The sequence below is a fragment of the Enterobacter sp. kpr-6 genome (genome assembly GCF_900116015.1).
Classification (GTDB): Bacteria; Pseudomonadota; Gammaproteobacteria; order Enterobacterales; family Enterobacteriaceae; genus Enterobacter_D.
This window is the reverse complement of the sequence record NZ_FOYH01000002.1, coordinates 165,847-180,928: the sequence shown is the minus strand read 5'-3', so window position 1 is coordinate 180,928 and position 15,082 is coordinate 165,847. Positions and strand designations below refer to the sequence as shown.

Genomic DNA, 15,082 nt, shown 5'->3' with positions numbered 1-15,082 from the left:
AATGAATATCCTTCTGTTCGGTAAAACAGGCCAGGTTGGCTGGGAATTGCAGCGCGCGCTGGCACCGCTGGGCAAACTCATCGCAGTTGATGTGCATTCAAAAGAATATTGCGGTGATTTTAGTAATCCTGAAGGCGTGGCTGAAACCGTACGTCGCGTGCGTCCCGATGTCATCGTTAACGCGGCAGCACATACTGCCGTCGATAAGGCAGAATCCGAGCGCGATTTTGCAGAATTACTGAATGCTACCAGCGTCGCCGCTATTGCTAAAGAAGCGCAGGCGCTGGGCGCATGGTTGGTACATTACTCAACTGATTATGTTTTCCCTGGTACCGGCGATATGCCGTGGAAAGAAACGGACGAAACGGCTCCGTTGAATGTTTACGGCGAAACCAAGCTGGCAGGGGAAAAGGCAGTTGCAGATAATTGCGAAAAGCACCTTATTTTCCGAACCAGTTGGGTGTATGCCGGTAAAGGCAACAACTTCGCAAAAACTATGCTGCGACTTGCTAAAGAGCGTGAAACGCTCTCGGTAATCAACGACCAGTTTGGTGCGCCAACCGGAGCTGAATTACTGGCTGATTGCACCGCGCATGCCATCCGCGTGGCGCTACAGAAGCCGGAAGTCGCCGGGCTATATCATTTAGTCGCATCCGGTACGACAACCTGGTATGACTATGCAGCGCTGGTGTTTGAAGAGGCGCATAAAGCGGGCATTAAACTCTCTCTTAATGAACTGACGGCAGTATCTACCGAGAGTTTCTCTACACCTGCAAAACGTCCTTTGAATTCGCGATTAAATACAGAAAAATTTCAGCTGACTTTTAGTCTGGTGCTTCCGAGTTGGGAAGAGGGCGTTAAGCGCATGCTCGCAGAGTTGTTTATCACAACTGCACATTAACTCATTGTCTGAGATAGTAAAATGAAAACACGGAAAGGAATTATTTTAGCTGGCGGTTCCGGGACTCGTCTTTATCCCGTAACAATGGTTGTGAGTAAACAGCTGTTACCAATCTATGACAAGCCGATGATTTATTATCCATTGTCAACATTAATGCTGGCGGGTATCCGAGATATTCTGATTATTAGTACTCCACAGGATACCCCGCGCTTCGAGCAGTTACTCGGCGATGGTAGCCAATGGGGATTGAATCTGCAATATAAAGTGCAGCCAAGCCCTGATGGATTAGCTCAGGCTTTCATTATTGGCGAAGATTTCATTGGTGATGATAACTGCGCGCTGGTTCTTGGCGATAACATTTTCTATGGTCATGATTTACCGAAACTGCTTGATGGCGCAATTTCCAAAGAAAACGGTGCAACTGTTTTCGCTTATCACGTAAACGATCCGGAACGTTATGGCGTTGTAGAATTTGACTCACAAGGCACCGCAATTAGCCTTGAAGAAAAACCTGCTGAACCTAAAAGTAATTATGCGGTCACCGGATTATATTTCTATGACAACGATGTTATAGAAATGGCTAAAAATCTTGAGCCATCAGCACGTGGTGAGCTTGAGATTACAGATATAAACCGACTTTATCTGGAAAAAGGCAAACTTTCTGTTGCCATGATGGGGCGGGGATATGCATGGCTGGATACAGGAACGCATCAGAGCCTAATTGAAGCCAGTAATTTTATTGAAACAATAGAAGAACGACAGGGCCTAAAGGTATCTTGCCCTGAAGAAATTGCTTTCCGTAAAGGTTTTATTGACGCTGAACAAGTAAAAAAATTAGCTGCGCCGCTATCGAAAAATGCTTATGGTCAATATTTGTTAAAAATGATTAAAGGTTATTAATAATGAATATAATTAAAACTGAAATTCCTGATGTCTTAATTATTGAGCCTAAGGTTTTCAGCGATGAGCGTGGTTTTTTCTTCGAGAGCTTTAACCAAAAAGCGCTTGAAGAACACGTTGGATCAACGCTCTCATTTGTTCAGGATAATCATTCGAAATCGACGCAGGGAGTATTGCGTGGATTACATTACCAGGCAGCCCCCTATGCGCAAGGAAAATTAGTACGCTGCGCTGTAGGAGAAGTATTTGATGTTGCAGTGGATATACGACGTGATTCTTCAACTTTCGGTAAATGGGTAGGCGTCACGCTTTCCGCTGAAAATAAACGTCAGTTATGGATCCCAGAAGGTTTTGCTCACGGTTTCGTAGTATTAAGCGAAACAGCGGAATTTTTATATAAAACAACAAATTATTATAATCCGTCAGCTGAGCGTAGTATCGTCTGGAATGATCCCACGCTGAACATTTCATGGCCAATATCGGCAGAAAAAGCGATTCTTTCCGCGAAAGATGCAGATGCTAACTATTTTAAAGATCTTAAATAAGGCAGCAAAATGATTCCGTTCAATAAACCGTATCTGCAAGGAAATGAGTTAAATTATATTGCTCAGGCAGTGAGTAACGGTAAGATTTCAGGTGATGGTGCATTCACAAAAAAATGTCATGAGTTCTTTGAGAAAAAATACGGTTTCAAAAAAGTTCTGCTGACAACATCGTGTACCGATGCTCTCGAAATGGCTGCCATTTTATTGGATATCCAGCCAGGAGATGAAGTAATTGCGCCGTCCTATACTTTTGTCTCTACTGTAAATGCGTTTTCTTTACGTGGTGCTAAATTAGTATTTGTTGATAGCTGTAGCGACAATCCAAATATTGATCCAGTTGCTATCCGTAACAGCATTACAGATAAAACCAGAGCAATCGTAGTGGTGCATTATGCAGGTATTGCCTGTGATATGGATGAGATTATGTCTATATCCAGAGAGCATAATATCCCGGTTGTGGAAGATGCTGCTCAGGCAATAGACTCATACTATAAAGAACGGCCGTTAGGAAGCATTGGCACTTTTGGTACGTTTTCATTTCACGAAACAAAAAACATCATTTCTGGTGAAGGCGGAATGCTTGTCATAAATGATGAGCAATATATTCAACGTGCGGAAATCATTCGCGAAAAAGGTACTAACCGTGCTTCATTCTTTAGAGGTGAAGTAAATAAATACGGTTGGGTTGATATCGGTTCTTCTTTCTTGCCTTCAGACATAATTGCCGCTTATTTGTATGCACAGCTTGAAAGCCTTGATGATATCCAGAGTAAACGTAAGGCGCTGTGGAATCGTTATAATGCAAATCTTGCTAAATTAGCTGCTGAGAACCTAATAGAATTACCAGATGTTCCGGCTTACGCTACAAACAATGCTCATATGTTTTATATTGTTTGTAATGATATAGAAACGCGTTCATCGCTTATTGCTTTCCTCAAAGATAATGGTATCCACTCTGTATTTCATTATTTATCACTTAATAAAAGCGATTATTTTCTGGAGAGAAACGAGGCTGTGGATCTTGAATACAGTGACCGATACACAGATTGCTTACTCAGACTACCGATGTATTATGAACTCAGTCTGGAACAAGTAGACTCAATTTGCTCCAAAATATCTGAATTCTTCAATATGAAGTAATGTCAGAATTGGCTGGTTTTTATTGTGAGCTGTTATGTTTAAGAAAGTAATAGTATTATATGCCTCGCAGTTGTATAGAGCCGCATTTCCACTGCTATTAGTGCCATTAATTATCGGCATGTTGGGAACGGAACGTTATGGAATAGTATCATTCTTTACTATGCTTATCATGCTAATGGGGCTGTTAGATGCAGGTATTAGCGGTACATTCATTAAATTAATTGCAACCAATAAAAATCAGCTTGTAAATTTCACAAGAGTCGTTAATTTATTTCTTAAGGTTTTTTGTGGTTTTGTTGTCGTAGCAAGTATTCTTGTTTTCGTCTTTAACTATTATGCAGACTATATAGTTAATGATTGGTTAAAAACCAATTTATCAAATGATGAAACGATAATATGTATAAAACTCACTGGCATAATTCTGGCATTATTATATCTCCGTTCGTACCTCCAAAGTTTTGTTAACGGAATGGAACGCCAGGATTTAATCGCCATATGGAGTATGTTTTATACTACGTTTTTTTATGGTGGCTCGTATCTCGTTCTGGTTTATTACTCTAACACATTAATTGCTTTCTTTACTTCTCTCCTCGGTTTAGCAATTGTTGATATTGTTGCCACGGCAGGAGGTGTTGCATACGTTATCATTATGCAGCGAAAAAATTTAAATGAATATCATGAAACCCATGATAAAACGGTCCATGAGATCATTTCTTTTAGAAGTGTAATTAAGTTTTCAATGCAGTTATCGGGTCTGTCAATGATATGGGTTGTAGCAAGTCAAGTAGATAAAATATCCTTGTCAACCTATACAGATCTTACAAGCTATACACAATATCAGATTGGTGCACAGCTGAGTACAGTAGTACTTACGTTAGCTGCGCCTCTTTCACAATTGCTATTGCCAAGAATGAGCGCGCTTGTTAAAGAAAAAAATCCTATCAAATTTGTTGAACTATTTAGCCTGAGCTCGATAGGTTATATAGTATTTCTCGCTCCATTGGTTCCTTATATGTATCTATATGGCGGAGATTTAATTTCATTATGGCTCAAAAACAGAGAGCTAGGCTTTACAGTTAATGAATATGCTAAATGGCTGGTTTCCGCTGCCTTTTTTGCAGGGATGATGAATTTTGTCTTCATACTTTTGTATTCTACTGGACAGTTGAAGTTCCACTTTTACGCCTATGCATTATATTCAGCTTTAACAATCCCATTGACAGTACTCATTGCTAAGTATTTTGGACCACACTGGTCTTGCATATTCTATTTTGTTCAAACACTGCTGTTTATGTTGTTATGGGGCGGTTATTGTGTATATAAGGAGATGACTGGATATGTCCAAACCATCCCATTATTGACGCTTGTAATTCTCATGATTTCTTATGCAACTTTCAAAATAACGCAAAGCTATGGGTTATTCTCAGGATATAAATTTCTTTATATTTTATGCCCTCCAGTAATTAACCTGGCAATTATTAGTGCTTTTATCTACATATTTAAAAATCAATTCCTAACAGCCATCCATAATTTTAAAATAAAAAAATGGTGAAAATAGCATGAAAATTTTACATTTATCCACTGGCGATAGTAAGGGTGCATTCTTTGGGGCATATCGTACACATACAAATCTAAAAAAGTACGGACACGAATCAAGCATGTGTGTACTGGAAAAAACATCACAAGATAAAGATGTTTTTGAGATATCACAAGGCAAGCGTAAGATATTCAGCTTGTTAGGACGATTGATACGAAGATTTTTCGTACGGCGGGGCGGACCCGAAGATAAAATTTATTTAATATATAATACTACGTTCAGCGTAAAAGAAATATTCAAAAAGTATACGCAAAAACCGGATCTTATTATTGTCTATTTCGTCGCTGATTATCTTTCTGATCATGATCTCTTTAAAATTCAAAAACATTACGGATGCCCCGTTGCATTCTATTTGATGGATGCCGCTATGTTTACAGGCGGATGTCACTATCCATGGCATTGCGAAGGATACAAAGTAGATTGTGACAATTGCCCAGCTATGAAATACCCTGACCTCATTAAACTTCCGAAAAATATTTTTCATAAACGGAAGAAATATTACATGCAGATGGATTGTTTTTTTCTGTCTGCAAGTAAATGGTTAGATGATCGTTGCGAGGCAAGTGGTATCAAAGCAAAACTTGGGATTAAAAAAGCTATAATTGGCATTGATGAACAGGTTTTCAAACCACGTACAAAACTATTAGCAAGTAGTATTATTAACGTAGAAATTCCTTCTGATAATAGGGTTATTTTCTTAGGGGCGCAATCATTAAGCGACCCAAGAAAAGGTGTGAAATATGTCTTAGACGCCCTGAATTTTATTAGAGATAATTTTCCAGATCTTCTTAAAGGTGTCTCTATTTTAACTGTAGGCGATCAAGCACAGGCCAATCTACCTGAAGGTATTTCTTTTGTTAATATAGGCTTTATTCATGACAAAGATAAGTACCCTTATCTTTATAATCTGGCAGATGGCTTTATTTGTCCATCAATTGAAGATGCTGGTCCTATGATGATAAACGAAGCTTTGATGTCAGGGATTCCCGTTATGGCTTTTAAGGTGGGGGTCGCTGAAGATCTCATTGTCGATAGAACTAGTGGCTTTTTGGCTGACGATATCACCACTCAAGCTTTAGCTAATTCCATCATGGAATTCTTAAAGTTGGATGATGCTTGTTTAGCGGCTCTTAAAGAAAGTAGTCGTCAATTGGCTTTACAGAGGTGCACTTCACAATGCCAGGTCAATGCTATTGAGTCACTTGTATCCAATAAATCTCACTCTGCTTAATATTAATGAGAAGATTTTAAACGTCAGGAAAAACCAATGTTAGTGTCATTTATAAAAAGAAATCTGAAATTATTAATGCGTAAGCATGCATGGCGAAAAAGAAATAAACACAATGACACTGCAATTATAAACAATTTTGATTTTGAAAAAGTTCAGGTTGGTAAAATGACCTATGGTTCCCTTTATGTATTGGAATGGGGGAATCCTCTTGAACGGCTTGAAATTGGACATTATGTTTCGATTGCGGGTAATGTAACTTTTGTTCTGGGCGGTAACCATTCTACGCTGGGTATGACCTCATTTCCTGTATCAGCAAAAAAGAACTTAAATAAAATAATTGATGCAAGTACAAAGGGGCCAATCATAATCAATGATGACGTATGGATAGGATGTAATGTGACTATTCTTTCAGGAGTCGAGATTGGCCGTGGGGCTGTAATAGCTGCTGGTTCTGTAGTAACGAAAGACGTTCCTCCTTATGCGATAGTTGGAGGAAATCCCGCAAAGACAATCAGCATGAGATTAACGCCTCAACAAATCGAATATGCTAACCAAATTGATTTTTCTACTCTAGATTTAAGTAACATAGCTGATGATGATGTAGGTTTATTCTATAAATCTCCCGACGAAGAAATTCTTTCCGCGATTAATCAGCGTGTATACAAAAATTAAAATAATTTTGGCAAACACCTAAGTCATTCATTTTATTCCTGGATTTTTATGAAAACTGAAGTTGAAGAAATTTTTACTTATTATTTACCGCAATTCCATGCTATTCCCGAAAACGATCAGTGGTGGGGCAAAGGTTTTACGGAATGGGTCAAGCTCAAAAGTGCTAAGAAAATTTTTAAGGATCATGTAATACCACAACCAATTGAGCCTCTGGGTTACTATGATTTAAATGATGTTTCGGTTATTGAGAAACAATATAAAATTGCTAAAGACAATGGTATTACATCTTTTTGTTTCTGGCATTACTGGTTTAACGATCATGATATGTTGCTTGAAAAACCAGCAGAGTTGTTATTAAAAAGTGATATTGATGTCAAATTCTGTTTTGCGTGGGCAAACCATACCTGGTGGAATAAAACAGAAAACAAACTCTTAAAAAAACAACATTACGATTTTTCTTTGGAATCATATTTTAATTACTTGCTGCCATTTTTTAAAGACGAACGATACACTAAGATCGATAATAAGCCTGTATTCTTTATCTACGATCTTAAGAATGCATTAAATGGCAAGGAACTTATTAAGTATTTTACTGCCAGAGCGCAGGCTGAAGGTTTTGATGGTATCTATTTTATTGGCGAAAACATGCTGCCTGGTGATCCAGAAACTAAATTAGTAGACCAGTATTTGAATAGTTGTGATTTTATGAAACATAGAACTTTTATAAGAAAATGTTTCGATTTACTCATTGTTAAACTTCAGCGCTTCAATATCTTTATTCCTCGCATCTATCAATATGAACGATGCGCCAGAAAAATGAACATGGACATTGATCCTGGCTCGTTGCAAATACCTGTTATTTTCCCGGGATGGGATTCGAGCATTAGACATGGTAAAAAAGGGGTGATTTTAAAAAATAATTCCCCTGTATTATTTGAAGAGCATGTAAAAAATACCGCAAACTTAGTCTGTAAAATGAAAAGAAAGATGTTGATGATTAAATCTTGGAATGAATGGGCTGAAGGAAATTATATTGAGCCTTGCAACGTTAACGGTGATTCATATTTGAAAATTATTTCTAAGTATTTTAACTCTAAATAATTTTTACAAATGCTACGGCAATTGGTATATTGCGGAATAACCTGATTAAGGTGTTAAATGTATTTTTTACTATATCTTTTGCTGGCGATAATAGCTTTCTCTGATGCTTTTTATCACCGAAAAGCCTATCAAGATCTTATGACCTTCTTTATTGTAGTGGTGCTTGTGATTTTTGCAGCAACACGCAGTAACGTAGGTCTTGATTGGTATGCTTATGAAAATATGTATATCAATCAGTATGAACTTGTTAGCCAGAATATTGAAATTGGGTTTGCGAGTATTTATCGCTTATTAGATGGGTTAAGTTATCCTTGGGTGTTAATGATAATTAACACTCTCAACTTTGCTCTATTGATTTTCTTTCTTGATAAGTTTTCACATTATAAAAATGTCGCTTTACTCGTTTTCTTTTCAGATTTGTTTTTTTATTTAAATTTGAGTGGAATGCGTCAAAGTATAGCTTTGTCAATTTCGCTAATTTCAATATTTTTTGTGGTTAGAAGGCAGTTTTTTTTATTTGCTATTACGATATTTGTTGCCTGCTTGTTTCATAAAACTGCGATTGTTTTTTCTCTGGCATATATAGTTAATTATTTTAAAGTTGGATACAGAAATATATTAATTGCTTCTCTGTGTTCGTTTGTCATAGCTGGCTCATTTTTGACATTATCAGAATATCTAAGTAGTTTAGGATATTTCCGTAATGTTGAGCTTTATACTGATAGTGCATATAACTCAACATACTCCACTATGGACTATCTCCTGGGATGTATAAAAAGGGTATTACCAGTTTTACTTTTGCTAATGGTCGTCCCTTTGCGACAAGTACGTGATAATATTTTCTTAAAACTTTATTTGGTAGGTATGTTTTGCTACCTCGCACTTTATCCTTCTTTTCCCGATATCGCTGTTCGTTTGAGCCTGTATTTCTTAGTTTACGATGCCATCCTTTATGGGTTAATTCTTTATAATTGCAAAAATTTAATGCAGAAATTAGTGCTCTTTGGCGTGTTACTCCTGGTAACAGCTTACAAGATTAATGGCTATACAACAATGGAAGGTTATATCTACCATAACATCCTATAGTTCTAGTCATAAAAATGATCACTAAAATATTTAGTATGCCAAGAGATTCTACGTTCTATGAAAATATATGTATTGGTACTTAATGCTTGTGATTTAGGTGGAATAGAAAGAAGTTCTTTTACCTTAGTGAATACTCTCAAACATTCTGGCTATGATGCTGAAATTGTTTCATTACATGAAAATGCTGAGATCCATATTGATGCAAATGAACAATATCGATTATTGCCAGGTAAAAATGAAGTTCATAAGTTATGGGATTTTTTAAAGACACTTCCTCCTGACACTGTACTAATATCAGCTTATGATCGAATTTCGTTTTACCTTTCGCTACTAAGGAAATTCACTAAAAAGAGATTCATGCTAATTGCTCATCAGCATGCTGATTATTATGCGCATAAACCACGGGTAAGATTTTTACGTAAATATTCTTACCGTTTGGGATGTGATGCTATAGTCTGTCTGACCAAAAAAGATAATGAATATTACAGTAAATGGTTCAGTAAGGTATATACAATCCCCAATATTTTAGATGTTAACTTTGCAACAGATGCGGTCAATGAACCTATTGCTATACGTCCTGTTGACTTCGTTGCAGCTGGAAGATTACATCAAATCAAAAGATTTACCCATTTCTTAAAGTTACACGATTATATCAAGAATTACCGGGGCGTTACGTCAAAATTATTTGGCCATGGCGAAGAGTATGAGCACTTATTATCATCTTCTCCATCGGCTGCTGAGGTATTAAGCGGTAAATCCAGCGATATTTTTAGAGATTTTCAAAAGTCAAAATTTTTGATTGTAACCTCTGAACGTGAAAGTTTTTCAATGGTCATTATCGAGGCCATGGCAGCCGGTTGTGTAGTAGTGAGTTATGATTGTCCTACCGGCCCTGCAGAACTTATTGATAATGGTGTAAATGGATTTTTGATTGAAAACGGAGATTTACAGGCGCTTAAAGAAAAATGTCTGACGTTATTAGATGATCATCAGCTTTGCGATTATATATCAAAAAATGCTGTCGCTAGCAGTAAAAAGTTTTACCCAGATGCAGTAGTAAACTCATGGAAAAAAGTGTTCTCTATGCACTTATAAAATCTGAGTTCTATTATATATGACCTAGTTATTATAAGAATATATTATTATGAGTAAAATCAGCGTCATCATTCCGGCTTATAATGCGCAGGATACTATTGAACGAGCCTTACTGTCTGTTATCCGGCAAGAGGGTGCATTTGATTTTCAAATAATTGTAATTGATGATGGCTCATCTGATAGCACCGCCGAGAAAGTAACGAAATTTGCTCAAGAGCACAATATTAATATTGATCTAATCAGGCAGGCAAATACAGGCGTAGCGACCGCTAGAAATAACGGCATTAGACGCAGTTGTGGGCAATATATAGCTTTTCTGGATGCTGATGACGAGTGGCGAAACGAAAAAACCCAAAAGCAAATGACTTTTCTGACAAATAGCGACTATTTTGTTGTTGGTGGTGGGTATCAGAACAGATTTATTAGCGCTGACGATCGTGGCGACCATATCCATGTCACGTATCAAATGCAGTTAATGAAGCAATATTTTCAACCTTCTACAGTGATTATGCGTAAAGAAGTTTTTAACGTAATTGATGGTTTTGCTGAAGGTAGGCGATATAGTGAGGATGCTCTCTTTTTTTATTACGTCACTCATCAATTCAAAAGCGCTGTACTACGTGATAATATTATAAGTTATGCAGATGATAAACATCCATATGCCTCTGGCGCAGGACTTGGGGCAAAGTTGTGGAAAATGGAAACTGGTGAATTAAGTAACTATACTGAATTAATGGATAAAAAGCTTATAACAGTGCCAAAGTATTTTTTTTTGGTGGCTTTTTCGCTATTAAAGTTCTTTAGGCGTTTATTTATTTCAAGAATATACAAATTACGCATGAAGAATGGTGATCGCAATGAAAAATAAAGTTCTCGTCTTATTGGCCGCTTACAATGGGAAACAATGGATTGAAGAGCAGGTTGACTCTATATTAAAGCAATCTGAAGTCGATGTAAGAATTATCATTAGTGTCGATGCTTCTACGGATGGCACTGAAGAGCTCGTTCAATCCATGGCGACAAAGCACTCCAATATAGAATTTTTGCCAATGGGTAAGAAGTTCGGTGGCGCGGCTAAAAATTTTTACCGTCTCATTATGGACTCCGATATAAAAGATGATGAATACATTGCATTGTCGGATCAGGATGATATCTGGAAAAATGATAAATTATGTCGAGCCGTTGCACATTTGGATAAAAATGACTTTTATTCCAGCAATGTGACTGCATTCTGGGAAAATGGCATGCAATGTGAAATTGTTAAATCCCAGCCATTTGTTGAGTACGATTATTATTTCGAGGCTGCCGGTCCCGGATGTACATATGTTATTAAAAAAGCAGTCTATCTTGAACTTCAAAAATTTATTATCAATAATCAAGGTTCGGTTTGTGATATTGCTTTGCATGATTGGTTTATTTATGCTTTCGCACGCTCCAGAAATTACAAATGGTATATAGATAACAATTCTGGGATGCTTTATCGCCAGCATGCAAGTAATCAGGTTGGTGCCAATAACAGTTTACGCTCAATATTCAAGCGCCTTAGCCTTGTGAAGAACAAATGGTATCGGTCTGAAATTGAAAAAATAATCAACTTGTTCCCTCTACATAATGATAGATTTTTGTACAAAAATATTCGCTCTGGATATATGGGGAATCTGAAACTTATGTTTCATGTATGCAGGCTAAGGAGACGCTCCAGGGACAGAGTTCTTTTAGCAATGGCATTGGCACTTAATTTCTTTTAATTGGCTTTTTTTCGGCTTCGATAATACTGTTGCTGGTAATTATTCGCTTCTAAAAATTAGCAGTTTCTTTTTCAGGTTGGCGCAATTTCACCACAAAATGCTTATTTCGAGCGTATCAACCTGACAATTCACGAACTATTGTTTTTAATATTTTTGAGTTAACATCTAAGACACATTTCAAGCCGCGCCAATGACGCGGTGACCACACCTGACAGGAGTATGTAATGTCCAAACAGCAGATCGGCGTTGTTGGTATGGCCGTGATGGGGCGCAACCTTGCGCTGAACATCGAAAGCCGTGGCTATACCGTTTCCGTTTTCAACCGCTCTCGTGAAAAGACTGAGGAAGTAATTGCTGAGAACCCAGGCAAGAAACTGGTTCCTTATTACAGTGTTCAGGAGTTCGTTGAATCCCTCGAAACACCTCGTCGTATCCTGTTAATGGTGCAAGCGGGCGCAGGAACTGACGCCGCTATCAATTCCCTGAAGCCGTATCTGGATAAAGGCGACATCATCATTGATGGCGGTAACACCTACTTCCACGACACTATTCGTCGTAACCGTGAACTCTCTGCTGAAGGGTTTAACTTTATCGGAACGGGTGTTTCCGGTGGTGAAGAAGGTGCGCTGAAAGGGCCTTCTATCATGCCTGGCGGCCAGAAAGAAGCCTACGAGCTGGTTGCGCCGATTCTGACTAAAATCGCTGCAGTTGCTGAAGATGGGGAGCCGTGCGTAACCTATATCGGTGCAGACGGGGCGGGCCATTATGTGAAGATGGTTCACAACGGCATCGAATATGGCGACATGCAGCTGATTGCAGAAGCGTACTCTCTGCTGAAAGGTGGTCTGAATCTGTCTAACGAAGAGCTGGCCCAGACTTTCACCCAGTGGAATGAAGGCGAGCTGAGCAGCTATCTGATCGACATCACCAAAGATATCTTCACCAAGAAAGACGATGAAGGGAAATACCTGGTTGATGTGATTCTGGATGAAGCCGCAAACAAAGGCACCGGTAAATGGACCAGCCAGAGCTCTCTGGATCTGGGTGAGCCGCTGTCGTTGATTACCGAATCTGTGTTTGCGCGTTATATCTCCTCCCTTAAAGAGCAGCGCGTTGCCGCGTCTAAAGTGCTGACTGGTCCGCAGGCTCAACCTGCTGGTGATAAAGCGGAATTCGTTGAGAAAGTTCGCCGCGCGCTGTATCTGGGTAAAATCGTTTCCTATGCGCAGGGCTTCTCTCAGCTACGTGCGGCATCAGAAGAGTACAACTGGGATCTTAACTACGGTGAAATCGCCAAGATTTTCCGTGCCGGTTGCATCATTCGCGCGCAGTTCCTGCAAAAAATCACTGATGCCTACGCAGAAACGCCTGCCATTGCTAACCTGCTGCTGGCACCGTACTTCAAGCAGATTGCAGATGACTATCAGCAAGCACTGCGTGACGTGGTTGCTTACGCCGTTCAAAACGGTATTCCGGTACCGACGTTCAGCGCAGCCGTCGCTTACTATGACAGCTACCGTGCTGCCGTCCTGCCTGCCAACCTGATTCAGGCGCAGCGCGACTACTTCGGTGCGCACACTTATAAGCGCACAGATAAAGACGGCGTATTCCATACGGAATGGCTGGATTAATCTGATTTAGTATAAATACTAGCGAACGCCCGGTCACAAAAACCGGGCGTTTTTTATTATGAAAGCACCATTTACGGGCATAGCACCTTATGAACGGGTGAGTAATTTCTTAAAAAGATTTTTTCCGGACGAAAACGGGTTCCGGTGGTCGCCTTGACAGACGATAAAGGTAAGAGGTAAAACCCCCTCAGTTAACAAATTCCAGTGGTGGTGGTATTGCCATCACCAGACACTTAAACTTGAAGAAGTTGCTTAGCGAATGAAAATAACGATCTCCGGTACAGGTTACGTTGGTCTTTCAAACGGTATTTTGATTGCCCAACATCACGAAGTAGTAGCATTGGATATCATCCAGGCTAAAGTCGATATGCTTAATCAGAAAATCTCCCCGATTATTGATAAAGAGATTCAGGAATATCTGCAAACCAAGCCGCTTAACTTTCGTGCAACCACCGATAAGCAGGATGCTTATCGTGATGCGGATTTTGTAATTATTGCCACGCCAACAGACTATGATCCGAAAACTAACTACTTCAATACCTCAAGTGTAGAAGCCGTGATCCGCGACGTGTTAGCAATTAACCCACAGGCGGTAATGATTATCAAATCAACCGTGCCGGTCGGCTTTACTCAATCAATCAGAGACGAACTGGGTATTGATAACGTTATTTTCTCCCCGGAGTTTCTCCGTGAAGGGAAGGCGCTTTATGACAACCTGCATCCTTCGCGAATTGTTATTGGTGAGCGTTCAGAACGTGCGGAGCGTTTTGCTTCCCTGTTGCAGGAAGGGGCTATCAAAAAAGATATTAAGGTGCTTTTCACGGACTCTACAGAAGCCGAAGCTATTAAGTTGTTCGCAAATACCTATCTGGCTATGCGCGTGGCTTATTTCAATGAGCTCGACAGCTATGCCGAGAGTCTGGGCCTGGATTCACGTCAAATTATTGAAGGTGTCTGTCTCGATCCGCGTATCGGCAGCCATTACAATAACCCGTCCTTTGGCTATGGCGGTTACTGCTTGCCGAAAGATACCAAACAATTACTGGCGAACTATCAATCTGTTCCTAACAATCTGATCTCAGCCATTGTTGATGCGAACCGCACGCGTAAGGATTTCATCGCGGATTCCATACTTTCCCGTAAGCCTAAAGTCGTCGGCGTCTATCGTCTGATTATGAAGAGCGGTTCAGATAACTTCCGTGCGTCTTCTATTCAAGGGATCATGAAGCGCATTAAAGCGAAAGGTGTACAGGTTATTATTTACGAACCGGTGATGAAAGAAGATGATTTCTTCCATTCCCGCGTCGTACGCGATCTTGATGCATTCAAAAAAGAAGCGGATGTCATTATTTCTAACCGCATGGCCGAAGAGTTGGCGGATGTTGCGGATAAGGTCTATACCCGTGACCTGTTTGGCAGTGACTGATAAGAGGGC

General features: G+C 39.3%; 13 protein-coding genes and 1 pseudogene. All 14 read left to right on the top strand.

Going from position 1 to position 15,082, the window contains the following annotated elements; genetic code table 11:
• The first annotated feature begins 1 nt into the window (after nt 1).
• The 14 genes and pseudogenes from rfbD to ugd all read left to right on the top strand — a co-directional run bounded on the left by rfbD (nt 2) and on the right by ugd (nt 15,073).
• Nucleotides 2-901: a dTDP-4-dehydrorhamnose reductase gene (gene rfbD / locus BM373_RS05640; RefSeq protein WP_090460358.1), complete on the top strand. Its 900-nt coding sequence runs from the start codon at nt 2-4 to the stop codon at nt 899-901.
• 21 nt (nt 902-922) lie between these two features.
• Entirely contained in the window at nt 923-1,801 is an 879-nt protein-coding gene (gene rfbA / locus BM373_RS05635; RefSeq protein WP_090460356.1) for a glucose-1-phosphate thymidylyltransferase RfbA, read from the top strand.
• Between the two features lie 2 nt (nt 1,802-1,803).
• Entirely contained in the window at nt 1,804-2,346 is a 543-nt protein-coding gene (rfbC, locus tag BM373_RS05630; RefSeq protein ID WP_090460354.1) for a dTDP-4-dehydrorhamnose 3,5-epimerase, read from the top strand.
• A 9-nt stretch (nt 2,347-2,355) separates the two neighbouring features.
• Complete coding sequence (rffA, locus tag BM373_RS05625; protein WP_090460352.1) at nt 2,356-3,486, top strand: dTDP-4-amino-4,6-dideoxygalactose transaminase; 1,131 nt, start codon at nt 2,356-2,358, stop codon at nt 3,484-3,486.
• Nucleotides 3,487-3,520: 34 nt separating this feature from the next.
• Nucleotides 3,521-5,038 (top strand): lipopolysaccharide biosynthesis protein, encoded by a 1,518-nt coding sequence (locus tag BM373_RS05620; protein ID WP_090460350.1) that lies wholly within the window; start codon nt 3,521-3,523, stop codon nt 5,036-5,038.
• Nucleotides 5,039-5,045: 7 nt separating this feature from the next.
• Nucleotides 5,046-6,314, top strand: coding sequence for a glycosyltransferase (locus tag BM373_RS05615; RefSeq protein ID WP_090460349.1), 1,269 nt, complete (start codon nt 5,046-5,048; stop codon nt 6,312-6,314).
• 366 nt (nt 6,315-6,680) lie between these two features.
• Nucleotides 6,681-6,822, top strand: a pseudogene (locus BM373_RS21935) (DapH/DapD/GlmU-related protein); the annotation flags it as partial.
• A gap of 212 nt (nt 6,823-7,034) precedes the next feature.
• On the top strand, nt 7,035-8,087 hold the full coding sequence (locus BM373_RS05605) for a glycosyltransferase WbsX family protein (RefSeq protein WP_090460345.1): 1,053 nt from the start codon (nt 7,035-7,037) through the stop codon (nt 8,085-8,087).
• A gap of 57 nt (nt 8,088-8,144) precedes the next feature.
• Nucleotides 8,145-9,173, top strand: a complete 1,029-nt coding sequence (locus BM373_RS05600) for an EpsG family protein (RefSeq protein ID WP_090460343.1) — start codon at nt 8,145-8,147, stop codon at nt 9,171-9,173.
• 57 nt (nt 9,174-9,230) lie between these two features.
• On the top strand, nt 9,231-10,268 hold the full coding sequence (locus BM373_RS05595; RefSeq protein WP_090460342.1) for a glycosyltransferase: 1,038 nt from the start codon (nt 9,231-9,233) through the stop codon (nt 10,266-10,268).
• A 49-nt stretch (nt 10,269-10,317) separates the two neighbouring features.
• The gene (locus BM373_RS05590; protein WP_090460340.1) at nt 10,318-11,136 is read left to right on the top strand and encodes a glycosyltransferase family 2 protein; all 819 of its coding nucleotides are present in this window, start codon (nt 10,318-10,320) and stop codon (nt 11,134-11,136) included.
• The gene (locus BM373_RS05585; RefSeq protein ID WP_090460337.1) at nt 11,126-12,016 is read left to right on the top strand and encodes a glycosyltransferase; all 891 of its coding nucleotides are present in this window, start codon (nt 11,126-11,128) and stop codon (nt 12,014-12,016) included. The genes BM373_RS05590 and BM373_RS05585 overlap by 11 nt, the downstream gene beginning before the upstream one ends.
• 224 nt (nt 12,017-12,240) lie before the next feature.
• On the top strand, nt 12,241-13,647 hold the full coding sequence (gndA, locus tag BM373_RS05580; RefSeq protein ID WP_090460335.1) for an NADP-dependent phosphogluconate dehydrogenase: 1,407 nt from the start codon (nt 12,241-12,243) through the stop codon (nt 13,645-13,647).
• 259 nt (nt 13,648-13,906) lie between these two features.
• Nucleotides 13,907-15,073: a UDP-glucose 6-dehydrogenase gene (gene ugd / locus BM373_RS05575; RefSeq protein WP_090460333.1), complete on the top strand. Its 1,167-nt coding sequence runs from the start codon at nt 13,907-13,909 to the stop codon at nt 15,071-15,073.
• The last annotated feature ends 9 nt before the right edge of the window (nt 15,074-15,082 follow it).